Below are 22,002 nucleotides of genomic sequence, written 5' to 3' on the forward strand. Positions count from 1 at the left end.
GCTGTTCACCCGGTTGTTCCTTCTGGAAAGTTCTGAAGCGTCGTAACTCCAGTCTCCCAGACTCTTCCGGGTGAACAACCTATTGAGACATCACAGCTAGCCGGCGAAGTCCTGCGCTAGCAGCTCGATCGGCTTGCCGTGCGGCGTGCGATGCGCCGCGCTGTGCCAGGCGTCGCGGTATTTCGCCGGCTCCGACGCATCGCTCGCGCCCTTGCGTGCGACCAGCGCCTCCAGCGTGGCCAGCCAGTGGTGGTAGTAGGTGTCGCCTACGTCGGCGTCGCCTTCGGCCTGGGCCTTGCTGATCTGCGCGGCCAGCGCTTGCGCCCATTCGGGCCAGGTGAACAGGCCCTTGGCATGAAGCGACACCGCCATCGCGAAGGCATGCGCCTCCCAGGGCTCGCGGAAGACCGGCTCGCTGCCATCGCGCGGCATGCCGGCGAAGAGGTCGGAAGGAAAGCTCATGCGGGCACGGCCTCCAGGTAGCTTTCCCAGGCGTCGATGGACACGGTGAGGCCGGGCTTCGCCTCGTCGCCCCACAGGGCCTGGCCATCGAAGCACACGGTGTACAGCCACTGCGGCGCCTCACCCTGGCCCTGCGCGTTCGCATCGGCGAACACGTGCATGCCATTGACTCGCTCGATGCGGCCGAGCTTGCCCTGCGCGTAGCCGGGCAGGCGGGTGTGGTGGTCCACGCGGGCGGCTCGCGCGCGCACCTGCTGGCCGACGGCGAAGCGCGCAGGCGCCGTCGCCGGTCGCTCGGTGGGCGAGCCCTTGGCCAGCACCTGCGGCACGTCGGCCGCCTTCAGCACGCGCTTCACAGGTGCCGGCGCATGCAGCATGCGGCCCGACTCGATCTCGTCCGCCTGGACCTGGCCTCGCTCCAGCATCAGCTTTTCAAGGGCGGCGAGCCAGATCTGGTAGTAGCTCAGTTGCGCGTAGTCCGGCAGGGACTCGCGAACGCTGCGGCTGGCGTCGATGTTCCAGCTGCCGGTGGCGCCCATGGCCAGGGTGAGGGCGAGGGCGCGCGGCTCCCAGTCGCCATGGAAGAGCTCGCCTTCGGGCTCCGGCACGATCGCGCCGGGCATGTCGCGGCCGCCCAGGTCGGCGTGGCTCTGGTAGCTCATGACGCGCTCCCGGGCTGGCGGGCGAGGCCGGTGCCGATCATGGAGTCGCGCGTCACCAGATCGGCGAGCTTGTCTTCGCTCCAGCCATCAGTGCCAGCGGGGCGCCGGGGGATCACCAGGTAGCGCAGCTCGGCGGTCGAGTCCCACACGCGGATCGCGGTGGTGTCTGGCAGTGTCACGCCGAACTCCGCCAGCACGCCGCGCGGATCGCGCACGGCCCGCGAGCGGTAGGGCGCGCTCTTGTACCAGGTGGGCGGCAGGCCCAGCACCGGCCAGGGGTAGCAGCTGCACAGGGTGCAGACGACCATGTGGTGCTGGTCCGCGTCGTTGAACACCGCCACCATGTGCTCGCCCTGGCGGCCGGTGAAGCCCAGGGAGGCGATCGCAGCCGTGGCGTCGCTTGCCAGCCAGTCGGCAAACTGCGGATCGCTCCAGGCCTTGGCCACAACGCGCGCGCCGTTGCGCGGGCCGATCTTCGTCTGGTAGGTGTCGATCAGCGCATCGAGCGCCGCCGGGTCGACGTAGCCCTTTTGCGTGAGCACGCTTTCCAGCGCGCGCACGCGAAGGTCCATGGGGCCGAGTTCGCTGTGCTCGTGGTCATGATCGCCGTCGTGGCCGTGGCCGTGGCCGTGATCGTGATCGTGATGGTGTTCGTGGTCGTGCGCCATGCCGACATGCTAGCCCGCACGGGCAAACCCTGTCATGCGCCGTGGGAGGCGCTCACAGAATCTCCTGCATGCCTTGCTTGGAGACTTTCCCCCGATGAGCCAATCACGCATCTCGCGCCGCCACTTCAACCTGTCGCTCGCAGCCGGCGCCGCCGCGGTGTGCGCGCCGGCGCTCGGGCAGGGCGCATGGCCCGCCAGGCCCATCCGCATCGTCGTGCCCTACACGCCGGGCGGCTTCACCGACCAGATGGCGCGGCTGGTGCAGCCGGGCCTGCAGGCACGCCTCGGGCAACCCGTGGTCATCGACAACAAGCCGGGCGCGAACAGCCTGATCGGCGTCGATGCGGTGGCCAAGGCGCCGCCGGACGGCAGCACCTTCGGGGTGGTGATCGCGGCGTATGCGGCCAACACCACGCTGTACCCGAAACTGCCCTACGACCCTGCGAAGGACCTGGTGGGCGTGTCGCTGATGGGCGTATCGCCGCTGCTGGCGGCGGTCAACAACAACGCGCCCTTCAAGACCGCGAAGGAACTGATCGACTACGCGCGTGCCAACCCCGGCAAGGTGAGCTTCGGTTCATCCGGCAACGGCTCGGCCGCGCACCTCACGACCGAGCTGTGGAAGGCGCAGACCCGCACCTACATGGTCCACGTTCCGTACCGCGGCGCGGTGCCCGCGCTGACCGACCTGCTGGGCGGGCAGATCCAGCTTTTCTTCGATGCGCCCACGGGGCTCATCAACCAGGGCAAGGCCGGCAAGGTCCGCCTCATCGGGGTGGCCAGCGAGCGCCGCCTGCCTGTGCTGCCCGATGTGCCCACCTTCGTCGAGCAGGGCTTTGCCAACTTCACCGGCAGCACCTGGGCGGGCATGCTGGCGCCGGCGGGCACGCCGCGGGACATCGTCCAGCGCATGTCGGAGGAGGTCGCTCGCATCATCCGCAGCGAAGAGACACGTGCCAAGCTCGATGCCATGGGCACCTTCGCGGCGGGAAGCACGCCGCAGGAGTTCGATGCCTTCATCGCCGCCGAGACGCGCAAGTGGGGCGATGTGATCCGCACCGCCGGCGTGAAGGCGGACTAATGCCTCCAGGCCGGGCGCCAGCTAGACAGGGCATCCCGACCCGCTGCACCCGGCTCCTGCGTCACGCAGGCGTTCACATCGACGCTTCGAGCATCTGCACGTAGTCCTCGCGCGACGCCTCGCGCGGGTTGGTCTTGTGGCAGTGGTCGGCCAGTGCGCCCTTGATGATGTCGTCGAACATATCCGGCTTCACGCCCAACTCGGCCAGGCCCGTGGGCAGGCCCAGGCGGGCGTTCATGTCCCGGATGGCCGGCCCGAGGTCGGCGGCGGTGTCCAGGTGCATGGCCTGCGCCATGCGCGCCAGGCGCTGGTCCTTGCGCACCGACTCGGCCTGGCTGTTGAAGGCAATCACGGCCGGCAGGAACATGGCGTTGAGGGTGCCGTGGTGCAGGCGGGGATCGATGCCGCCCAGGCTGTGGCTGAGCGAATGCACACAGCCCAGGCCCTTCTGGAAGGCCATGGCGCCCTGCATCGAGGCGCTCATCAGGTTCAGGCGGGCCTCGCGGTCCTGGCCGTCGCGGGTGGCGCGCTCGATGTGGCCCCAGGCGCGCTCCAGGCCGTCCAGCGCGATGCCGTCGGCCGGCGGGTTGAAGGCGGCCGACATGAAGGTCTCCATGCAGTGCGCGATCGCGTCCATGCCGGTGGCGGCCGTCAGGCGCGGCGGCAGCCCGAGGGTGAGCTCGGGGTCGCAGACGGCGGCCTTGGGCATCAGGTTCCAGCTGTGGAAGCCCAGCTTGCGGTGGTCGTCCACGATGACGATGGCGCCGCGCGCCACCTCGCTGCCGGTGCCGGCGGTGGTGGGCACGGCGATCAGCGGCGCGGCGCGCTCGGTGATCTTGGGCGAGCCGCCCTCGATGGTGGCGTAGGTCTTGAGCGGCCCCTCGTGCGTGGCGGCGATGGCCACGCCCTTGGCGCAGTCGATGGCCGAGCCGCCGCCGACCGCCACCAGGCCGTCGCAGCGCTGGGTGCGGTAGACCTCGACGGCGGCGCGCACCGCGGCCTCGGTGGGGTTGGACGGCGTCTGGTCGAACACCGCCACTTCCAGGTCGGCCAGCGCATCCAGCGCCTTCTGCAAGACGCCGGCGGCACGCACGCCGGCATCGGTCACGATCAGCGGGCGGTTGATGCCCACGCGTGCGCATTCGCTGCTGAGCAGGCGAATGGCACCGAATTCGAACTGGACTTGGGTCAGGTATTGGATGAGCGCCATGGTGGAGTCTTCGTCGAAGCGGCTACGATGCGGGGCGCCCAATCTAGCAAATTCGGCATTCCCCCCGCATGAACAAAACCCTTGCCACGTGCACCCGGGGTCGCAAGTGCGACAGCCGCGGCCCGGTGGCCTGCCTGCAGTGAAACTCCCCCAGTTGACGCCCAAGATGGCGAACGTGGTCGAGCGCATGGAGCGCGCCGGCCATCCGCCCCTCTACACGCTGAGCCCCGACGAAGCGCGCGCCGCCTACGAACGCGGCGCCGGCGTGCTCGAAGTGCCCAAGCCGCAGCTCGATCGCGTGGAGGACTTCGCCATTCCCGCCCGCGACGGGCATTCGCTGCCTGCACGCCTGTACGCGCCGTCGCGCGAGCGCCTGCCGGTGCTGCTGTACTTCCATGGCGGCGGCTTCACCGTGGGCAGCATCGCCACGCACGACACGCTGTGCCGCGTGCTGTCGCAGAAGTCGGGCTGCGCGGTCGTGTCGCTGGACTACCGCCTGGCGCCGGCGCACCGCTTTCCCACCGCCCACGACGACGCCTGGGACGCGCTGGCCTGGCTGGCGAAGCAGGGCGGCGGCGAACTGGGCCTGGACGTATCGCGCCTGGCCGTGGGCGGCGACAGCGCCGGTGGCACCCTGGCCGCGGCCTGCGCCATCCAGGCGCGCGACGCGGGCCTGCCGCTGGCCCTGCAGCTGCTCATCTATCCCGGCACCACGGCGCTCCAGGACACCGAGTCGCACCGCCTGCTGCAGGACGTGCCGCTCCTGCCCAAGCCGATGGTCGACTACTTCTTCGGCCAGTACATCCCCAGCCACGCCGACCGCGAGGATTGGCGCTTCGCCCCCTTGCTGGCCGATGACGTGGAGGGCGTCGCGCCCGCCTGGCTCGGCCTGGCCGAGGTCGATCCGCTCATCGACGAGGGCATTGCCTACGCCGACAAGCTGCGCGCCGCCGGCGTGCCGGTGGACCTGGAGATCTACCGCGGCGTGACCCATGAATTCGTGAAGATGGGCCGCGCCATTCCCGAGGCCCTGCAGGCGCACGCCGACGCCGCCCGCGCGCTGGCCGATGCGCTGACGGCCCCCTGATAAACGACAAGAGACAAGCCATGCAAGCCTTCGAGCCCAACGCGCCCCGCCGGCGCGCCGACTTCCGCTTCTTCCACCGCCTGCGCGTGCGCTGGGCCGAGGTGGACATGCAGAAGATCGTCTTCAACGCCCACTACCTCATGTACTTCGACACCGCCATCGCCGACTACTGGCGCGCGCTGGCCTTGCCCTACGAGGAGTCGATGCACGCACTGGAAGGCGACCTCTACGTGCGCAAGGCCACGGTGGACTTCCACGCCTCGGCACGCGTCGACGACGTGCTCGACGTGGCCATGCGCTGCGCGCGCATCGGCAATTCGTCCATGCTGTTCGAAGGCGGGCTGTTCCGCGGCGACCAGTTCCTGGTGGGCTGCGACCTGCTCTACGTGTTCGCCGACCCGGCCACGCAGACCTCGCGGCCGGTGCCCGCGGCACTGCGCCGCACGCTCGAAGGCTTCGAGCAGGGCGAGACCATGTGCGAGCTCAAGACCGGCGGCTGGGACGAACTGGGCGAGGGCGCCTCGGCCCTGCGTCGCACGGTCTTCATCGAGGAGCAGTCCATTCCCGCCGAGATGGAATGGGACGACGCCGACGCCACGGCCGTGCATGGCGTGGTGCGCAACCGGCTGGGCCAGGTCGTGGCCACGGGCCGCCTGCTGCACGACCCTGCCTACCCCGGCATGGCCCGCATCGGACGCATGGCCGTTCACCGCGTGCTGCGCGGCGGCGGCTGGGGCGCGGCCATGCTGCGCGCGCTGGAAGACGCTGCCCGCGCCCGCGGCGACCGCGAGGTGGGCCTGCATGCGCAGCGCAGCGCCGAGGGCTTCTACCAGCGCCTGGGCTACCAGCCACACGGCGAGGCCTTCGAGGAAGCGGGCATCGCCCACATCGAGATGCGGCGCACGCTCTAGCGACCCGGAGTGCGCCGGCGGCGCGCTGCAGTCGAAGGCGCGGTCGCCTGCTAGGCTTGCCATCCCCATGAACCTGCGCACCAAGATCGTCGCCCTGGCCGTCGCGCCCCTGCTGATGGCACTGGTGCTCGTGGCGCTGGCCGTGCGCCACCAGGAGCGCGACCTGGCCCGGCGCGAGCAGGCCCTGTTCGAGGACGCCTACATGGCGCAGCGCCGCAACGAGCTGCGCAGCTATGTCGAACTGGCGCTCAGCACGGTGCGCCCGTTGTACGACGCGGGCCTGGACGACGAGACCACCCGCGCCGAGGCACTGCGGCGGCTGGCCGCCCTGGATTACGGCAACGACGGCTACTTCTTCGTCTACGACCTGCAGGGCCGGTCCCTGATGCACTCGCGCCAACCCGAGCTGGTGGGGCAGAACCTGTGGGAGCTGCGCGACAAGGATGGCCGCTTCACCATCCAGGACCTGATCGCCCGCGCCAACGCCGGCGGTGGCTATGTCGAGTACCAGTGGCGCAAGCCCTCCAGCGCGCAGACTGCCCCCAAGCTCGGCTACGTGATCGCGCTCCCGCGCTGGAACTGGATGGTGGGCACTGGCCTGTACCTGGACGACATCCAGGTGGTCATGAAGACGCTGGACCGCCAGATGAACTCGAACGTGGCGACCACCATGCTGTGGATCGCCGGCATCGCCGCGTTGGGCCTGGGAGTGGTGAGCGCTGGGGGCGTCCTGCTCAACCTCAGCGAGCACCGCGTGGCCGAGGGCAAGCTGCGGCTGCTCGCCCGCCAGGTGGTGCAGTCACAGGAGGAAGAGCGCGGCCACCTCGCGCGCGAATTGCACGACGGCACCAGCCAGACGCTGGTGTCGACCAAGCTGCTCATCGAATCGGCGGTGGACGCGCTGGAGCGCGACCGGCAGCCCGCGCCGCCGGCCCTGGGCAAGGCGCTGGCACGGCTGAACCAGTCGCTGGCCGAGGTGCGGCGCATCTCGCATCGCCTGCGGCCGGCCCTGCTCGACACGCTGGGGCTGCCGGCGGCGCTGGAGCGGCTGGGCGACGAATTCGGGGAGGAGGGCGGTGCGGCCGTTTCGGTCTCCATGCTGGGCGAGTCGCGCGAGCTGCCGGAAGACGTGAAGACCGCGCTTTTTCGCGTGACGCAGGAGGCCCTGACCAACGTGCGCAAGCATTCGCAGGCGCGGCAGGTGCGCATCGGCCTGGCCTTCGACGAGCGCGGCGTGCGGCTGGAGGTGGGCGACGACGGCACGGGCTTCGACGTCGAGGCCACGCAGCTCGATCCGCAGCGCGGCATCGGCCTGCGCAACATGCGCGAGCGAATCGCATCCATCGGCGGCCGTCTTTCCGTCCGCTCGAAGCCGGGTGGCGGCACCACCATCGTCGCGGCGGTTCCGGCGAAGAGCCTGGAGAAGGCATGACGACAGCGGTGGTTCGCATCTTCCTGGTCGACGACCATCCGCTGGTGCGCGACGGCCTGCGCGCGCGGCTGGATCCGCTGCCAGGCATCGAGATCGTGGGCGAGGCCGGCAGCGGCGCCGAGGCGCTGGCGGCCATTCCGGCGCTCAAGCCCCACCTGGTGCTGGCCGACGTGGGCATGAAGGACATGAACGGCATCGAACTGGCCGCCGCGCTGCACGCGCAGCACGCCGACGTGCGCGTGGTCATGCTCAGCATGTACGACAACCCCGAGTACGTGCAGCAGGCGCTGCAGGCCGGCGCGCGCGGCTACGTGCTCAAGGACGCGCCCGCCGCAGAGATCGTGGCGGCCATCGAGGCGGTGGCGGCCGGCGGAACCTTCCTCAGCCCTGCAGTGTCCCAACGCTTGTTCCGTAACCAGGCGCCGCGGCCCCTGCTCACGCCACGCGAGAGCGAGATCCTCTCGGCCCTCGGGCGCGGCGAATCGAGCAAGCAGATCGCGCGCACCCTCGGCCTGAGCGTGCGGACCATCGAGGCGCACCGCCAGAGCATCAAGCGGCGGCTGGGCATCGAGGGGCAGGCGGAGCTCATCAAGTACGCCGTCGAGCATGCGCGGCGTTTCGACGCCAACTAGGTTCAGGGTTATCCCTTAGGCAATGCCGCGCGGTCGAACCGCGCGGTGCGACGGATGCCGGCGCGGGCCTGGCTCGCGACACTCCCCGGGTTCGCGTCCCAAGGAGACATCCAAATGCACAACATCCGTCGCCACCTGGTGTGGTTCCTCGTGGCCATCGTCGGCGCCTTCGCGCTCGGCACGGTGGCCCTGGCGCGCGGCGAAGCCGTCAGCGCCCTGTGGGTGGTGGCCGCCGCGGTCTGCACCTACCTGATCGCCTACCGCTACTACAGCCTGTTCATCGCCGACCGGGTGCTGGGCCTGGACGGCAGCCGCAAGACGCCGGCCCACCGCCACAACGACGGCCTGGACTACGTGCCGACCGACAAGAACGTGCTGTTCGGCCACCACTTCGCGGCCATCGCGGGTGCGGGCCCGCTGGTCGGGCCGGTGCTGGCGGCGCAGATGGGCTACCTGCCCGGCCTGCTGTGGATCCTGGCCGGCGTGGTCTTCGCCGGCGCGGTGCAGGACTTCATCGTGCTGTTCATCTCCACGCGACGCGACGGGCGCTCGCTGGGCGACCTGATCAAGCAGGAGATGGGGCCGGTGCCCGGCATGATCGCGCTGTTCGGCACCTTCATGATCATGATCATCATCCTGGCCGTGCTGGCCCTGATCGTGGTGAAGGCGCTGGCCGAGTCGCCCTGGGGCACCTTCACGGTGGCCGCGACGATTCCGGTGGCGGTCTTCATGGGCGTGTACCTGCGCTATATCCGCCCGGGGCGCATCGGCGAGATCTCGGTGATCGGCTTCGTGCTGCTGATGCTGGCCATCTTCGGTGGCCAGGCGGTGGCCGCCAGCCCGACCTGGGGCCCGATGTTCACCTTCGACGGCAAGACGCTGACCTGGATGCTGGTGGGCTACGGCTTCATCGCTGCCAGCCTGCCGGTGTGGCTGCTGCTGGCGCCGCGCGACTACCTCTCCACCTTCCTGAAGATCGGCACCATCGTCGCGCTGGCCATCGGCATCGTGTTCGTCGCGCCCACGCTGCAGATGCCGGCCATCACGCAGTTCGCGCAGGGCAACGGGCCGGTGTGGTCGGGCAGCCTCTTTCCCTTCCTGTTCATCACCATCGCCTGCGGCGCGGTGTCGGGCTTCCATGCGCTGATTGCGTCGGGCACCACGCCCAAGATGCTGGACAACGAACGCAATGCCCGCTTCATCGGCTACGGCGGCATGCTGGCCGAGTCCTTCGTCGCCGTGATGGCGCTGGTGGCCGCGGCCTGCATCGAGCCGGGCGTGTACTTCGCGATGAACAGCCCGGCCGCGCTGGTGGGCAGCACGCCGGCGGCGGTTGCGCAGACCATCTCCAGCTGGGGCTTCGTGGTCACGCCCGAGATGCTGGTGCAGACCGCCAAGGACGTGGGTGAAAGCACCATCCTCGGCCGCGCGGGCGGCGCGCCCACGCTGGCGGTGGGCATGGCCCACATCCTGCACCAGGCCATCGGCGGGCAGGCCATGATGGCCTTCTGGTACCACTTCGCGATCCTGTTCGAGGCACTGTTCATCCTCACCGCGGTCGATGCCGGCACGCGCGCCGGGCGCTTCATGCTGCAGGACCTGATGGGCAGCTTCGTGCCGGCGCTCAAGCGCACCGATTCCTTCGCGGCCAACCTGCTGGCCACCTTCCTGTGCGTGGCGGCCTGGGGCTACTTCCTCTACCAGGGCGTGGTCGATCCGCTGGGCGGCATCAACACGCTGTGGCCGTTGTTCGGCATCTCCAACCAGATGCTGGCCGCGGTGGCGCTGATGCTGGGCGTGGTGGTGCTCTACCGCATGAAGCGCGAGCGCTATGCCTGGGTGGCGATCGCGCCGGCCGCCTGGCTGCTGGTGTGCACGCTGACCGGCGGCTGGCTGAAGATCTTCTCGGACGACCCCAAGGTGGGCTTCCTTTCGCATGCCGCGAAGTACGCCGAGGCGCTGGAGAAGGGCGTGCTGCTCGCGCCGGCCAAGACGCCCGAGGCGATGTCGCGCATCGTCTTCAACGACCGGCTGGACGCGGCGCTGTGCGGGCTCTTCATCTTCGTGGTGCTGAGCGTGCTGCTCTACACGGTGCGCAGCGTGCTGGCAGCGCGGGCCTCGAACAAGCCGACGACGCACGAGACGCCCTTCGAACCGGTGGCCGCGTCATGAACGCATGCCAGGCCGCCCCGACGAAGGCCCGCACGGAGCTTTTCCGATGAGCCTAGGTTCATCCTTGCCCGAGGCCGGGCGCTACCTCACCCGCTCGCTGGCGCAGTCGCTGCGCCTCATGGTGGGCCTGCCCGACTACGACGCCTACCTGACGCACATGGAGCGCACCCATCCGGAGCAGGCGCCGATGAGCTACGAAGCCTTCTTCCGCGAGCGGCAGGAGGCCCGCTACGGCAGCGGGCGCGGCCGCTGCTGCTGAGACCAAGAAGCCTTTAGATGTCGGCCAGGAGCGCGTAGGGGAGGGGCTCGACCTTGAGGGCCGGGCCGTCCGCGCTGCCGGCATGCAGGCCACCGGCCTCGAGCGCGGCGATCTGCATCGAGACCAGTGCGGCCGAGGAGCCGTCGGGCGCGGTGGCAACCTGCACGACCGTGCCCACCGGCTGTTCCGCATCGTTGGCGCCGAACACTTCCTGCCCGGCCACCAAGGGCGCGCTCGCACCGACCACGTAGGCCCGGCGCTTGAGCGTGCCGCGGAACTGGCTGCGCGCCACCACCTCCTGGCCGGGGTAGCAACCTTTCTTGAAGTTCACGCCGCCGATGGACTCGTAGTTGAGCATCTGCGGCACGAAGGCATCCAGCACCGGCGTGGTCAGCGTGGCGACCGCGCTGCGCACCTCGCCCCATTGCCAGGCGGCCAGGTCCAGTTCGGCCCCGACCGGCGCCGGCGTGCCCGCCGGGGCGATCCACAGGGCACGCGGCACGCCGTCGGCCGGGTAGAGCGACACCACGCTGGCCGCGCCCTTGGCGCTGCGCTGCCAGGGCGCGGCGGCGGCGTCGATGCCGTTGGCGGCCAGTGCATCGCCGGCCAGGCCGTACAGCATGAATTCAGCGCTGGCGTCGCGCAGCTTGGCCTTGGCCCGCAGCACGTACATGGACAGCCGCTTGAGCGTGGCGGCCAGGATGTCCTGGCTGCACACCAGCAGGATGGTCTCCGGCTGCGGCCGGATGCCGACGAAGCTGGCGATCATCCGGCCCTTGGCGGTGCACAGCGCCGCCAGGCGTGCCTGCGTGCCGTCTAGCAGCGAGAAGTCCTGGGTCAGCTGGCCGTGCAGGAAGCTGGCGGCATCCGGGCCTTCGGCGGCGATCACGCAAAGATGGGGGAGGGCACAAGCCCCGCTGGGAAGCGAAACAGGAAGGGTCATTGCCTGAATTATCATGGCCCACCCGCCACCGTCCGGGGCGCAGGGCCTTCCGGCCGCAGCCCTTTCCGACACCCGCTCGACACCCGCTTTCGCAGACGTGCGCCGCTTCTTCCTCACCATCTTCCTTCTCGCATCCTTCGTGGCCCTGGGCGTGGGCGCCTGGGGTTTGTGGTGGGTGCACCAGCCGCTGCCCATGAAGGCCGCAACCGCCGACCTGCCGGTCGAGCCCGGCACCACCCCGCGCGGCGTCGCCCAGCTGGTGGCCGATGCCGGCGTGGACGTGTCGCCGCCGCTCTTGTACTGGTGGTTCCGCATCTCGGGGCAGGACCGTCAGATCCGCGCCGGCAGCTACGAGCTGGAGCGCGGCGTCACGCCCAAGAGCCTGCTGGCCGTGCTGGTGCGCGGCGAGGAAGCCACCCGCAGCGTGGTGCTGGTGGAAGGCTGGAACATCCGGCAGGTGCGTGCCGCCCTGGCCAAGGCCGACCAGCTCAAGCCCGACACCGTGGGCGACACCGAAGAAGCCCTCATGGCCAAGCTGGGCCGGCCCGGGGTGCATCCCGAGGGGCGCTTCTTCCCCGACACCTATACCTATTCCAAGGGCTCTACCGACGTGGCGGTGCTGCAGCGCGCCATGCGGGCCATGGACCGGCACCTGGACGCCGCCTGGACCGCCCGTGCCTCCGACCTGCCGCTCAAGACGCCCGAACAGGCGCTGATCCTGGCCAGCATTGTCGAGAAGGAGACAGGAAAGCCCTCCGATCGCGCCGAGATCGCGGCCGTCTTCATCAACCGGCTGCGCGTAGGCATGCCGCTGCAGACCGATCCGACGGTGATCTACGGCCTGGGCGCCAGCTTCGACGGCAACCTCCGCAAGCGGGACCTGCAGGCCGACACCCCCTGGAACACCTACACCCGCGGCGGCCTGCCGCCCACGCCCATCTCGATGCCGGGCAAGGCGGCGCTGCTGGCGGCGGTGCAGCCGGCGCAGAGCAAGTCGCTTTACTTCGTGTCGCGCGGGGACGGCACCAGCCATTTCTCCAGTTCGCTCGACGAGCACAACCGGGCGGTCAACCGCTACCAGAGAGGCAACAAATGATCGCCGCACGGCCGCCCGAAGGCGCGAGGACCCGCAGCTCATGAGTGCCCTGTTCCTGAGCCTGGAAGGCATCGACGGCGCCGGCAAGTCCAGCCACCTCGATGCGATCGAGGCGCTGTTGCGCAAGCAGGGAAGGGTGGTGACCCGTACCCGCGAACCCGGCGGCACGCCGCTGGCCGAGCAACTGCGCGGGATGATCCTGAACCAGCCCATGGACCCGCTGACCGAATCGCTGCTGGTCTTCGCCGCGCGGCGCGACCACATCGTCCAGGTGATTGCGCCGGCGCTGGCCCGGGGCGAGGTGGTGCTGTCCGACCGCTTCACTGACGCCACCTTCGCCTACCAGGGCGGCGGCCGCGGCTTCGATGTCCAGGTGCTCGCCACGCTGGAGCAATGGGCGCAGGAACGGCCCGAGGCCGGCGGCCTGCTGCAGCCCGACATCACCCTGTGGTTCGACCTGCCGCCCGAAGTGGCCGCCGCGCGGCTGGCCGATGCGCGCACGCCCGACAAGTTCGAGGCGCAGTCGGCCGATTTCTTCCGCCGCGTGGCCGCTGGCTATGCGAAGCGGGCCGAGGCCGATCCGGCGCGCTTCGTGCGGATCGACGCCAACCGCACCCGGGAACAGGTCTGGGAACAGGTGGAGCAGGCGCTGCAGGCGCGGGGCCTGTCGGCATGAGCACGATAGCTGCATCGAGCTGGCTGGCAGCGCCGCTGCAGGAACTGCTGCGCCAGCGCGGCCATGCCTGGCTGCTGCAGGGCCCCTCGGGCCTGGGCCAGTACGAGCTGGCCCTGGCGCTGGCCTCTGCCTGGCTCTGCGAGGACCCCACGCCCCATGGCGCATGCGGCAAGTGCGCGAGCTGCCACGCCATCGACGTGCGCACCCATGCCGACCTGTGCGTGCTGATGCCCGAGGTGGCCATGCTCGAGCTGGGCTGGCCGCTGGACGAGAAGACGCAGGCCGACCTGGACGACAAGAAGCGCAAGCCCAGCAAGGAGATCCGCGTGGAGGCCATGCGCGATGCCGTGGCCTTCGCCCAGCGCACCAACGCGCGCGGCCGGGGCAAGGTGGTGCTGGTGTACCCGGCCGAGCGGATGAACAACGTCACCGCCAACACCCTGCTCAAGACGTTGGAAGAGCCGGTGGGCGACGTGCGCTTCGTGCTGGCCAGCGAGGCCGCCTGGCAGCTCCTGCCCACCATCCGCAGCCGCTGCCTGGGCTACACCATGCCCTGGCCGGACGCAGCGCAGGCGCAGGCCTGGCTGGTGGAGCAGGGCGTGCCGAAGGCCGAGGCCGAGCCCCTGTTGCGCGCGGCCGGCGGGCGGCCCAACGATGCCCTGCGGCTGGCCCGCGCCGGCCTCACGGCCCAGACCTGGTCCCGGCTGCCGCAGGCCATCCGGCGAGGCGAAGTGGCCTCGCTGACCGACCGCAGCCCGGCCCAGGCCATCGACGTGCTGCAGAAGATCTGCCACGACCTGCTGGCCACCGGTGTCGGCGCACAGCCGCGCTTCTTCGAGGCCGCCGACCTGCCGGCGCCGCCGCCCATACGAAACCTTTCGGCTTGGTCCCGATCGCTGGCAAGTGCGGCAAAAACCGCAGAACATCCCTTCAATGCCGGTTTGATGCTCGAAGCGCTTGTGAGCGAGGCAAAAGTCCACCTAAACTCCGCCGGCAAGCCAACCCGTCCATGAGCACCACCCACCCCGCACCCGGCGCCACGCCACGTCCCAGCGTCATCCAGCTGGCGATCAAGGAAAAGGGCGCCCTCTACGCAGCCTACATCCCGCTGTTCGCAGAGGGCGGCATCTTCATTCCCACCTCGCGCGAATACCGCCTGGGCGACGACGTCTACGTGCTGCTGACGCTGCCCGACGACCCCACGCGCTACCCGGTGGCCGGCAAGGTGGCCTGGATCACGCCCGAGCGCGCCGCCGGCAACCGGGCGCCCGGCGTGGGCATCCGATTCCCCTCCGACGAGAAGTCGCGCCAGCTCAAGGCGAAAATCGAGGATGCCCTGGGCGGGACCATCGCCTCGGACCGGCCGACGCAGACCATCTGAGCGGGCGAGTTCCGCTCTCCAATTTCGGCGGGCCTCCTTGAGAGGCCCGCACCGCCTTCATTGCTGCATCCATGTTCACCGACTCCCACTGCCACCTGAGCTTTCCCGACTTCACCGAGCGGATGGACGAGGTTCGCGCCGCCATGGCCGCCGCCCAGGTTGACCGGGCGCTGTGCATCTGCACCACGCTGGAGGAATTCGACGCCGTGCAGGGCCTGGCGGCCCGCTACGACAACTTCTGGGCCAGCGTAGGCGTGCACCCGGACAACGAGGACATCGAGGAACCCACGGTGGAGCGCCTGGTGCAGCTCTCGGCGCGTCCCAAGGTGGTGGCCATTGGCGAGACCGGCCTGGACTACTACCAGATGGACGAGCGCAAGGGCGGCCGCAGCATAGTCGACATGGAGTGGCAGCGCGATCGCTTCCGCACCCACATCCGAGCGGCCCAGCAGGTGCGCAAGCCGCTGGTGATCCACACCCGCGACGCTTCGGCCGACACCATTTCGATCCTGAAGGAGGAGGGCGAGACCGGCGCCGGCAAGGCCGCCGGCGGCGTCTTCCACTGCTTCACCGAGACCGCGGAGGTGGCCCGTGCCGCCCTGGACCTGGGCTTCTACATCTCCTTCTCGGGCATCCTGACCTTCAAGAAGGCCGAGGACCTGCGCCAGGTGGCCGCCTTCGTGCCGCTGGACCGCATGCTGATCGAGACCGACAGCCCCTACCTGGCCCCGGTGCCTTTCCGGGGCAAGACCAACAGCCCGGCGCTGGTGCCTTACGTGGCCCGGCAGATCGCCGATATCCGAAACCTGCCAGTCGAGCAGATCGCCGAAGTTACAAGTAACAACTTCGAAATGCTGTTCCACGACCTTAAAGCAGCATGACAAAATACTTAAATATATTCATCTATCTTCTTGTCGCCCTTGGGTTTTCATTGAATGCCCATGCGGACGCGCAACTGGACTACTTCCGCGCCGTGCGGGCCGACAACGCCAGCGGCGTGCGCAGCCTGATCGAAAGCGGCGTCAATCCCAACCTCAAGGACGATCGCGGACAGACCGGCTTCATGATCGCGATCCGCGAGCCGTCGCCCAAGGTGATCGAGGTGCTCTTGGCGTCGCCCAAGGTCGACGTGAACGTGGTCAACAGCGCCGACGAAAGCCCGCTGATGATGGCCGCGCTCAAGGGCCAGGACGAACTGGTGGCCAAGCTCATCGCTCGCGACGCCGCCGTCAACAAGACCGGTTGGGCGCCTCTGCATTACGCAGCCACCAGCGGGCAGGTCGCGATCATGAAGGTGCTGCTGGAGAACTTTGCCTTCATCGACGCGCAGTCGCCCAACGGCACCACGCCGCTGATGATGGCCGCCATGTACGGCAGCGCCGCGGCGGTGAAGCTGCTGATCGACGAGGGCGCGGACCAGTCCATGAAGAACCAGCAAGGCATGACGGCGCTGGACTTCGCCAAGCGCGGCAACCGCGGGGATTCGGTGGAGCTGCTGTCGCGCTCGCAGGCGGCAGCGCCGAAGCGGCCGGCGGACGGCAAGTGGTGAGTTGAGGCGATCGGCAGGCCGGCGCGCGGTTCAAATCCGACAGTGCCGGTCTCCGTTATCTAGAACCGGTCAATTTGCGCTTGGACAATGCCTTGCGCTGCCGGATGAGTCCGAGCTGCCCCAGCCTCATAAATAATACAATGTGTATTATGTTAAATGATTGCCGCCTTGAGCATTCTGTCCATTCAAGGCAGATGGCGGCACGGGGTTGGCTTCGCCGGCTCGCACTTTGACCTGGCTCTCGCGGTTTGCGTGCCGAGTCGCAATAGGTAGTACGGGCGCCCTGCGGAATGAGCTTGCCTGGTCGCGCGGCTGGTCAGGAGATCTGCCCCTGGGTCCATCCATTTCAAAGCGGGCCGATGGGCTGCGACGCTCAGATCTCTGAGCTGGTACTGGAGGGTCGCTGCCAAAAAAGTGGTCTTCTTCAAGGACCCTCATGTTGCCCGGCAGCACGAAGCCGATATCCAACTGCTGGAGAGCGCAGTGATCACGGCCGATCGCTACCCCGTGTGGGCCGTCTCTGCCCTGCCCTCCCCCTCGAGACCCCTAGCTCAATAGCGAACCCCGAATCACTGACAACGGCAGTTGGACGCCCGAGGCAGCAGAGCCGACTCTGGAACACCGGCGCGCAGTTTGCCAAGCATCACGCCATGCGCCCGCAGCTCCACGTACTTGTCCATCAGCTCGGCCAGATTACGGTAGCCGTAGCCACGTGGTCCATGCCCAGCTGGCCGCGCGGCGAGCGGGCGTCCGACTCGCCCTTGACGCGTGCAAGGCGCGACCTTGGAAATGTTGCGTGTCCGTTGCAGGCAGGCGGCTGCGGGAGAGCGGAACGCGAGTGGAACTTTATTTCAATCATCCCAAAGCGAATGCGATTACAGCAAGGCGCGCAGGCTCAACGCGTTCGAGGCTGCCGCCCCAGACGCGGTGTTGTCGAAGATGCACCAGCAGGCGGCAGCCGCAGGCCACCGCTGGAGCTCAAGGGCACGTGCCTGCAACCAGTCGGCTTCATAAGCGGAGTAGTACGTGCGCGGCGAGCCGTGCCACCGTTGGTAGACGACGGCGCCCGCCCCATCGCCCGCCGGTCCCATCCAGCCGCCGGGGACTGCCGCCGCGGCATGGCGGGCGGGGTCCGCAGCGACGCGGCCCACGCGCATTTTCACGAGCAGGCGCTCGGCGGGTGCTTCGAACCAGCTGCCATGCCGAGGCTCGCACACCACCGCACCGTCGAACATGCTGCCGAGCAGACCGAAGAAGTTGCGCACGGGTCTGGCCTCGAAGATGAGCGACGGCGGCAACTGGACGAGCAGCACACCCAAGCGATCCCCCAGGCCGGAGACTTCCGACATGAAGCGCTCCAAGGCGAGTCGGGCGGCACGAAGCCGACGCTCATGCGTGATCTCACGAGGCAGCTTGATGGCGAATCTGAAGCCTGGAGGCGTCTGCGCGGCCCACCGGGCATAGACCTCCGGCTTGTGGCTGCGGTAGAAGGAAGTGTTGATCTCCGCGCAGTTCAGCACGCGGGCGTAGCGCGCCAGGTGGCTGCCTTCGCCCTCGAAGCGCCCGGCCACGGCACGCGGAATGCTCCACCCAGCCGTGCCGATGCGCAGGTCCGTCATGCGGATCAAGCCGGCAGCAGTACCTTGTCCACAACATGGATCACGCCGTTGGAGCTGATGATGTCGATGGTGGTCACCGTGGAGATACGACCGCGCGCATCGGTGACCTGGTTGCTCGAATTGATGCGGACGCTGCCGCCCTGCAGCGTGCCGAGCGCGGAGTCGTTGTCGATTTCCTTGCGCAGCTTGCGAGACTGGAGCACGTGGTAATTGAGGATGTTGCGCAGCTGCGCCGTGTCGGCGAGCAACGCCGCCTGGGTCACACCGAGCTCGACAGCCAACGCTGCAAAGGCCGAGTTGTTCGGTGCTAACAGGGTGAAGGGGCCGCTCCCCTGCAGCGTATCGCCGGCGCCCGTGGCTGCCAGGGCCAGCGTCAGGGTTGCGAGATCTGCGCGGGACTGCACCGTCTGCGTGATGTTCTTGTCGGCCGGAAGCATCACGCGGTCGAGCACGTGCAGCGGCCCGTTGAGCGAGAGCGAATCGAAGCTCACCACCTTGCCGTTGCGGTTGCGCCCGTCGGTGAAGGTGTAGACGTTGTTGAGGCCGTCGATCTTGAAGAAGCCGCCACCGATGGGTTCGATGGCCTTGCCCTCGGGAATCGTGTCGCGCGACATCACCTTGCCCAGGATGTGGAACTTGAGCACCGCGGTCAGCAAGGGCTTGTTGGCGAAAAGCGCGTCCTTGGTGGTTCCCAGTTCTCCCAAGAGCGCAGTGAATGCGTCGTTGTTGGGCGCGAAGACCGTGTTGGAGCCCGCAGCCTGGAGGGTCTCGCGCAGGCCGGCCGCATTGACGGCTTCGACGAACACGCTCAGTTCCTGCTTCGATTCGGCAAGTTCCATCAGGTTCTTGCGGTCACTCAGGTTGGTGTCGTTACCCCCGCCGCCGCAGGCCTGGAGCACGAGGACGCCGCCCAGGGCAGCGGCAGACTTGATCAGTTGGCGACGCTTGAGAATGATGGATTGCACGACGGTTCTCCTTGAACTTGTGTATCGATGGATTCAGGTTCCACTGCCTGCTTCTGCAGACAAGCGGGGTGGCGCGGTGAGCATGCGTCAACGCACACGCAGCGATCCGCAAGCAGCAACCGCCTGCTGCGGTAGGACGGCGTCGCAGCTACCGGCTCCGTCGATGCGTGAAATCAAGTCGCGACCGAAAGCGCTGAATCGCCGAATCGGGTGCCAGCACCTGTCCCGTCCTGTTGTTGCCTAAGGCGTGAGGATCACCTTTCGGCACTCGTCTTCCTTGTCGTTGAAGATCTGGTAGCCCTTGGCCGCATCGGCGAGGTTCATCCGGTGGGAGACGATGACCTCGGGCTTCATCTTGCCTTCGCCGATATGGCCCAGGAGCTCCGGCATGAAGCGCTGCGCATGGGTCTGCCCCATCTTGAAGGTCAGTCCCTTCTCGAAGGCATCGCCAAAGAGAAAGCCGTGGATGAAGCCCGCATAGACCCCCGGAACGCTGACAATGCCGCCACGGCGCGTGGCCGCCATGGCCTGACGGAGGGCCTTGCCGCTGGAGCCCTCGAGCTTCAGGGCGGCGAGTGTGGTTTCCAGAAGACTGCCCTTGGCCTCGAAACCCACCGCGTCGATGCTGGCGTCCACCCCGTGGTTCTGGGTGGCCTTGAGGATGCTCTCGGCCGGATCGTCGTCCTCGTCGAAGTTGATGGGAACGACGCCGTAGGTCTGCTGCGCGAAGCGCAGTCGATAGGGATGGTGGTCCACCATGAAGATCTTCTCGGCACCCAGGAAGCGGGCCGAAAGCGCCGCCATGAGGCCCACTGGGCCGGCGCCGAAGATGGCCACGCTGGAACCCGGCTCGATCTGGGCATTCACCGCGGCCTGGTATCCCGTGGGCAGGATGTCCGAGAGGAACAGGACCTGATCGTCCGACAGCGCATCGGGAATCTTGATCGGCCCTACGTCCGCCTTGGGTACGCGAACGTACTCTGCCTGTCCGCCGGCATAGCCGCCGTACAGGTGGCTGTAGCCGAACAGGCCGGCGCCCGCTGTCGACACCTTCTTGTTCAGGATGGCGCCGCGCCCGTCGTTGGTTTGCTCGCAAGCGGCGAACAAGGACTTGGTGCAGTAGAAGCACTGGCCGCAGGCTATGACGAAGGGCACCACGACACGGTCGCCCTTGCGCAAGCTGCTCACGGCGCGTCCGGTTTCCTCTACCACGCCCATGAACTCATGGCCGAGAATGTCCCCGTCCTTCATGGCGGGAATCTTGCCGCGGTAGATGTGCAGGTCCGAGCCGCAAATGGCGGTCGCCGTCACGCGCAGCACGATGTCATCGTCAGCGAGCAGCACGGGGTCGGGCACCGTGTCGACGCTGACCTTCTTGGCGCCCTGGTAGGTAAGTGCTTTCATGGCCGAGCCCCGCCTAGTTCCTGGCGGTGCCAGGCTCGGCCAGCTTGCGATGCTGCTCGGCCGTCACCTGCGAGGGCAACCCTAGGATGGCCACGGCCATCTTGTTCTTCAGGCCCGCCACCACGTCCGCCTCGTAGCCCCGCTGCGCGGCGAGACGGGCCAGATGAAACCCGATGCCGGACGAGGCGCCGGTAACCAGCGCCAACGGGCGCGATGCGATTTCCATGTTGATCTCCTTGAACATGACTGCAAAGACGAATACGCCATTAGCTGCCTCGATCAAGGACGCCACAGTCGGACAACGGCCCGCGCCGCTGTCCCGACCGCGAAGGTCGCGTCCTACTTGAAGGAGCTGGCGTCGTCGACGCGTCGGGCAGGACGCTCGTCGCGCCGGAAGACGCTGAGTTGCCCGTCTTGCTCCATCCGCGCAATCCGCACCTCCTCGAGCGCCTCCACGCCGGCCTCCCGCAACTTGCCCTCGAGTTCCTCCACGGTGATCATTTCCCGCTTCAGCGCCTTGCGGTTGATCCGTCCGTGCCGAACGAGGACCTCCGGAAGGGGCTCGAGGAATCTGGCCACCGGTTCGTACCGATAGCTCAGCCAGTCCAAGCCGAAATTCCAGACGACAAGGGTGCCGACCAGCACCAACCCGTCTCCAATCGACTTGTATTCGCCCTGCATGGCGTTGCTGGCCGCGTCGGCCACCAGCACGACGAAGAGCAGATCCGCGACACCCAGCGATCCGACATCGCGACGCAGCACGAAGCGGAACACCAGCAGCAGGAACCAATACACGACCGTTCCGCGCACCACCATGTGCCAGATTGGAAACTCGCGACCAAAGAGCTCCAGCAAGTCGCTCACGACGCGCCCTCCACCCCAAGTGTTCCAAGCGCCCCGAGCGACGCGGCATCGGGCACACGCTGAACGACGGCCTGGATCAGCGCGTCGCCGAAACCTCCCGCGGCCCTGACAAGGCGCCTCGCACTGGTGGTGACGCGCGGACGGGAGCTCCAGGCGATTCGGGCTCCTGAACGCTCCAATGCCCGCACCAGTTCCACATCTTCGCTGCAGGCCGATGCGCGAAAGCCGCCTGCACGGCGGTAGGCCTCGGCGGACACCCCGAGGTTGGCACCGTGAACATGCCGGTGGCCGTCCACATCAAAGTAGGTGCGGGAGAAATGCAGTCTCAGCCATTCGGCATCGTGCGCATGGGGGGTCCAGTCGGCGACTTCGACGGTGCCGCAGACGGCGTCCGCATCAAGGGCGAGCTGGTCTGCCAGCCAATCGGGCGACACCCGCGTGTCGGCATCCGTGAAAGCCAGCCATCGCGCGCCCCGATCCAGGAGCCACTGGGCTCCGGCAGCGCGCGCCGCGCCCACATTCCTGAAAGCGACCGGCAGGAGCCGAGCCCCTGTCTGCACTGCCAGTGCTTCGGTTCGGTCCGTGCAGGCATCGGCCACCACCAGGATTTCGACGAGCCCGCCATTGAGCTGGGGGCTCAAAGCAGCTTCTCGGATGCTTGCGATACAGGAAACCAGGAGGTCCTGCTCGTTGTGCGCGGGGACGACTACACCGATCATTTGAGAGCCTTGGAAGCCTGAAGCTTGGAGTGATCCATGCACTATCGACGGGAGTTGGAAGCGCCCCGTCAGCGCATGCCCCTGATGTCGGTAGGCAGGGCTCTGCATCTGCATTCGATCGAATGTCGCGTACCTGGGCCTACCGGGACTGAGAGGATTATTCCGATGCGCAACGAGCTTCGCGCCGACATGGCGGCAGCTTGTCGTGCG

General features: G+C 68.1%; 24 protein-coding genes and 1 pseudogene. 14 read left to right on the forward strand and 11 right to left on the reverse strand.

Annotated features, from left to right (window positions below):
* Positions 1–96: 96 nt before the first annotated feature.
* From BM345_RS13335 to nthA, 3 genes are read right to left on the reverse strand one after another with little or no spacing between them, the layout of a single operon-like run.
* Positions 97–462 carry a nitrile hydratase accessory protein gene (locus BM345_RS13335; RefSeq protein WP_093380219.1) on the reverse strand — a complete coding sequence of 122 codons (366 nt, stop codon included), beginning with the start codon at positions 460–462 and terminating at the stop codon, positions 97–99.
* The gene (nthB, locus tag BM345_RS13340; protein WP_093380220.1) at positions 459–1,124 is read right to left on the reverse strand and encodes a nitrile hydratase subunit beta; all 666 of its coding nucleotides are present in this window, start codon (positions 1,122–1,124) and stop codon (positions 459–461) included. The genes BM345_RS13335 and nthB overlap by 4 nt, the downstream gene beginning before the upstream one ends.
* Positions 1,121–1,792, reverse strand: a complete 672-nt coding sequence (gene nthA, locus BM345_RS13345; RefSeq protein WP_093380222.1) for a nitrile hydratase subunit alpha — start codon at positions 1,790–1,792, stop codon at positions 1,121–1,123. The genes nthB and nthA overlap by 4 nt, the downstream gene beginning before the upstream one ends.
* A gap of 94 nt (positions 1,793–1,886) precedes the next feature.
* On the opposite strand from nthA, the gene BM345_RS13350 reads away from it, so the two are divergent.
* The gene (locus tag BM345_RS13350) at positions 1,887–2,873 is read left to right on the forward strand and encodes a tripartite tricarboxylate transporter substrate binding protein (protein ID WP_093380223.1); all 987 of its coding nucleotides are present in this window, start codon (positions 1,887–1,889) and stop codon (positions 2,871–2,873) included.
* 73 nt (positions 2,874–2,946) lie between these two features.
* Here BM345_RS13350 and BM345_RS13355 read toward each other — a convergent pair whose 3' ends face one another.
* Entirely contained in the window at positions 2,947–4,083 is a 1,137-nt protein-coding gene (locus BM345_RS13355; RefSeq protein WP_093380225.1) for an iron-containing alcohol dehydrogenase, read from the reverse strand.
* A 166-nt stretch (positions 4,084–4,249) separates the two neighbouring features.
* Here BM345_RS13355 and BM345_RS13360 point away from each other — a divergent pair, with 166 nt between their 5' ends.
* The 6 genes from BM345_RS13360 to BM345_RS13385 all read left to right on the forward strand — a co-directional run bounded on the left by BM345_RS13360 (position 4,250) and on the right by BM345_RS13385 (position 10,576).
* Positions 4,250–5,170, forward strand: a complete 921-nt coding sequence (locus BM345_RS13360; protein WP_093380704.1) for an alpha/beta hydrolase — start codon at positions 4,250–4,252, stop codon at positions 5,168–5,170.
* A gap of 20 nt (positions 5,171–5,190) precedes the next feature.
* Positions 5,191–6,081 (forward strand): YbgC/FadM family acyl-CoA thioesterase, encoded by an 891-nt coding sequence (locus BM345_RS13365; protein ID WP_093380226.1) that lies wholly within the window; start codon positions 5,191–5,193, stop codon positions 6,079–6,081.
* Positions 6,082–6,148: 67 nt separating this feature from the next.
* The gene (locus tag BM345_RS13370; RefSeq protein ID WP_093380228.1) at positions 6,149–7,513 is read left to right on the forward strand and encodes a cache domain-containing protein; all 1,365 of its coding nucleotides are present in this window, start codon (positions 6,149–6,151) and stop codon (positions 7,511–7,513) included.
* Positions 7,510–8,145 (forward strand): response regulator transcription factor, encoded by a 636-nt coding sequence (locus tag BM345_RS13375; RefSeq protein ID WP_093380229.1) that lies wholly within the window; start codon positions 7,510–7,512, stop codon positions 8,143–8,145. The genes BM345_RS13370 and BM345_RS13375 overlap by 4 nt, the downstream gene beginning before the upstream one ends.
* A 114-nt stretch (positions 8,146–8,259) precedes the next feature.
* Complete coding sequence (locus tag BM345_RS13380) at positions 8,260–10,317, forward strand: carbon starvation CstA family protein (RefSeq protein ID WP_093380231.1); 2,058 nt, start codon at positions 8,260–8,262, stop codon at positions 10,315–10,317.
* A 46-nt stretch (positions 10,318–10,363) separates the two neighbouring features.
* Entirely contained in the window at positions 10,364–10,576 is a 213-nt protein-coding gene (locus BM345_RS13385; RefSeq protein ID WP_093380233.1) for a YbdD/YjiX family protein, read from the forward strand.
* Between the two features lie 13 nt (positions 10,577–10,589).
* On the opposite strand, the gene BM345_RS13390 is transcribed toward BM345_RS13385, so the two are convergent.
* On the reverse strand, positions 10,590–11,519 hold the full coding sequence (locus tag BM345_RS13390) for a CAF17-like 4Fe-4S cluster assembly/insertion protein YgfZ (protein WP_093380234.1): 930 nt from the start codon (positions 11,517–11,519) through the stop codon (positions 10,590–10,592).
* Positions 11,520–11,616: 97 nt separating this feature from the next.
* On the opposite strand from BM345_RS13390, the gene mltG reads away from it, so the two are divergent.
* From mltG to BM345_RS30530, 7 genes and pseudogenes are all read left to right on the forward strand, one after another.
* Complete coding sequence (gene mltG / locus BM345_RS13395; RefSeq protein ID WP_093380706.1) at positions 11,617–12,615, forward strand: endolytic transglycosylase MltG; 999 nt, start codon at positions 11,617–11,619, stop codon at positions 12,613–12,615.
* Between the two features lie 40 nt (positions 12,616–12,655).
* Complete coding sequence (gene tmk / locus BM345_RS13400; protein WP_093380236.1) at positions 12,656–13,291, forward strand: dTMP kinase; 636 nt, start codon at positions 12,656–12,658, stop codon at positions 13,289–13,291.
* The gene (locus tag BM345_RS13405) at positions 13,288–14,304 is read left to right on the forward strand and encodes a DNA polymerase III subunit delta' (RefSeq protein ID WP_093380237.1); all 1,017 of its coding nucleotides are present in this window, start codon (positions 13,288–13,290) and stop codon (positions 14,302–14,304) included. Before tmk ends, BM345_RS13405 begins: the two co-directional genes overlap by 4 nt.
* Complete coding sequence (locus BM345_RS13410; protein ID WP_093380239.1) at positions 14,301–14,672, forward strand: PilZ domain-containing protein; 372 nt, start codon at positions 14,301–14,303, stop codon at positions 14,670–14,672. Before BM345_RS13405 ends, BM345_RS13410 begins: the two co-directional genes overlap by 4 nt.
* 71 nt (positions 14,673–14,743) lie before the next feature.
* Entirely contained in the window at positions 14,744–15,553 is an 810-nt protein-coding gene (locus BM345_RS13415; RefSeq protein ID WP_093380240.1) for a TatD family hydrolase, read from the forward strand.
* Positions 15,550–16,221: an ankyrin repeat domain-containing protein gene (locus BM345_RS13420; protein ID WP_093380242.1), complete on the forward strand. Its 672-nt coding sequence runs from the start codon at positions 15,550–15,552 to the stop codon at positions 16,219–16,221. The genes BM345_RS13415 and BM345_RS13420 overlap by 4 nt, the downstream gene beginning before the upstream one ends.
* Positions 16,222–16,428: 207 nt before the next feature.
* Positions 16,429–16,779, forward strand: a pseudogene (locus BM345_RS30530) (methylglyoxal synthase); the annotation flags it as partial.
* 317 nt (positions 16,780–17,096) lie between these two features.
* Here the strand turns inward: BM345_RS30530 and BM345_RS13430 are convergent.
* The 6 genes from BM345_RS13430 to BM345_RS13455 form a co-directional block, all read right to left on the reverse strand.
* Entirely contained in the window at positions 17,097–17,840 is a 744-nt protein-coding gene (locus tag BM345_RS13430) for a DUF72 domain-containing protein (RefSeq protein ID WP_093380243.1), read from the reverse strand.
* Between the two features lie 5 nt (positions 17,841–17,845).
* The gene (locus BM345_RS13435) at positions 17,846–18,805 is read right to left on the reverse strand and encodes a fasciclin domain-containing protein (protein WP_254789719.1); all 960 of its coding nucleotides are present in this window, start codon (positions 18,803–18,805) and stop codon (positions 17,846–17,848) included.
* Positions 18,806–19,045: 240 nt separating this feature from the next.
* Positions 19,046–20,209 (reverse strand): zinc-dependent alcohol dehydrogenase, encoded by a 1,164-nt coding sequence (locus tag BM345_RS13440; protein ID WP_093380245.1) that lies wholly within the window; start codon positions 20,207–20,209, stop codon positions 19,046–19,048.
* Between the two features lie 13 nt (positions 20,210–20,222).
* Positions 20,223–20,435, reverse strand: coding sequence for a hypothetical protein (locus tag BM345_RS13445; protein WP_139237512.1), 213 nt, complete (start codon positions 20,433–20,435; stop codon positions 20,223–20,225).
* A 113-nt stretch (positions 20,436–20,548) separates the two neighbouring features.
* Positions 20,549–21,073, reverse strand: a complete 525-nt coding sequence (locus tag BM345_RS13450; protein WP_093380248.1) for a DUF421 domain-containing protein — start codon at positions 21,071–21,073, stop codon at positions 20,549–20,551.
* Positions 21,070–21,792: a glycosyltransferase family 2 protein gene (locus tag BM345_RS13455; RefSeq protein ID WP_093380249.1), complete on the reverse strand. Its 723-nt coding sequence runs from the start codon at positions 21,790–21,792 to the stop codon at positions 21,070–21,072. Before BM345_RS13455 ends, BM345_RS13450 begins: the two co-directional genes overlap by 4 nt.
* Positions 21,793–22,002: the final 210 nt, after the last annotated feature.

Origin of the sequence: Variovorax sp. OV329, assembly GCF_900114785.1 — a bacterium.
GTDB lineage: Bacteria > Pseudomonadota > Gammaproteobacteria > Burkholderiales > Burkholderiaceae_C > Variovorax.

Excerpts from the sequence above, each read along its gene's own strand:
- BM345_RS13380 (WP_093380231.1), top strand. The coding sequence starts at position 8,260 with ATGCACAACATCCGTCGCCACCTGGTGTGGTTCCTCGTGGCCATCGTC.
- BM345_RS13390 (WP_093380234.1), bottom strand. The coding sequence starts at position 11,519 with ATGACCCTTCCTGTTTCGCTTCCCAGCGGGGCTTGTGCCCTCCCCCAT.
- BM345_RS13375 (WP_093380229.1), top strand. The coding sequence starts at position 7,510 with ATGACGACAGCGGTGGTTCGCATCTTCCTGGTCGACGACCATCCGCTG.
- nthA (WP_093380222.1), bottom strand. The coding sequence starts at position 1,792 with ATGGCGCACGACCACGAACACCATCACGATCACGATCACGGCCACGGC.
- BM345_RS13430 (WP_093380243.1), bottom strand. The coding sequence starts at position 17,840 with ATGACGGACCTGCGCATCGGCACGGCTGGGTGGAGCATTCCGCGTGCC.
- BM345_RS13440 (WP_093380245.1), bottom strand. The coding sequence starts at position 20,209 with ATGAAAGCACTTACCTACCAGGGCGCCAAGAAGGTCAGCGTCGACACG.
- BM345_RS13455 (WP_093380249.1), bottom strand. The coding sequence starts at position 21,792 with ATGATCGGTGTAGTCGTCCCCGCGCACAACGAGCAGGACCTCCTGGTT.
- BM345_RS13350 (WP_093380223.1), top strand. The coding sequence starts at position 1,887 with ATGAGCCAATCACGCATCTCGCGCCGCCACTTCAACCTGTCGCTCGCA.
- BM345_RS13370 (WP_093380228.1), top strand. The coding sequence starts at position 6,149 with ATGAACCTGCGCACCAAGATCGTCGCCCTGGCCGTCGCGCCCCTGCTG.
- BM345_RS13410 (WP_093380239.1), top strand. The coding sequence starts at position 14,301 with ATGAGCACCACCCACCCCGCACCCGGCGCCACGCCACGTCCCAGCGTC.
- nthB (WP_093380220.1), bottom strand. The coding sequence starts at position 1,124 with ATGAGCTACCAGAGCCACGCCGACCTGGGCGGCCGCGACATGCCCGGC.
- BM345_RS13355 (WP_093380225.1), bottom strand. The coding sequence starts at position 4,083 with ATGGCGCTCATCCAATACCTGACCCAAGTCCAGTTCGAATTCGGTGCC.
- BM345_RS13385 (WP_093380233.1), top strand. The coding sequence starts at position 10,364 with ATGAGCCTAGGTTCATCCTTGCCCGAGGCCGGGCGCTACCTCACCCGC.
- BM345_RS13335 (WP_093380219.1), bottom strand. The coding sequence starts at position 462 with ATGAGCTTTCCTTCCGACCTCTTCGCCGGCATGCCGCGCGATGGCAGC.
- BM345_RS13365 (WP_093380226.1), top strand. The coding sequence starts at position 5,191 with ATGCAAGCCTTCGAGCCCAACGCGCCCCGCCGGCGCGCCGACTTCCGC.
- BM345_RS13405 (WP_093380237.1), top strand. The coding sequence starts at position 13,288 with ATGAGCACGATAGCTGCATCGAGCTGGCTGGCAGCGCCGCTGCAGGAA.
- BM345_RS13360 (WP_093380704.1), top strand. The coding sequence starts at position 4,250 with ATGGCGAACGTGGTCGAGCGCATGGAGCGCGCCGGCCATCCGCCCCTC.
- tmk (WP_093380236.1), top strand. The coding sequence starts at position 12,656 with ATGAGTGCCCTGTTCCTGAGCCTGGAAGGCATCGACGGCGCCGGCAAG.
- BM345_RS13445 (WP_139237512.1), bottom strand. The coding sequence starts at position 20,435 with ATGGAAATCGCATCGCGCCCGTTGGCGCTGGTTACCGGCGCCTCGTCC.
- BM345_RS13420 (WP_093380242.1), top strand. The coding sequence starts at position 15,550 with ATGACAAAATACTTAAATATATTCATCTATCTTCTTGTCGCCCTTGGG.
- BM345_RS13415 (WP_093380240.1), top strand. The coding sequence starts at position 14,744 with ATGTTCACCGACTCCCACTGCCACCTGAGCTTTCCCGACTTCACCGAG.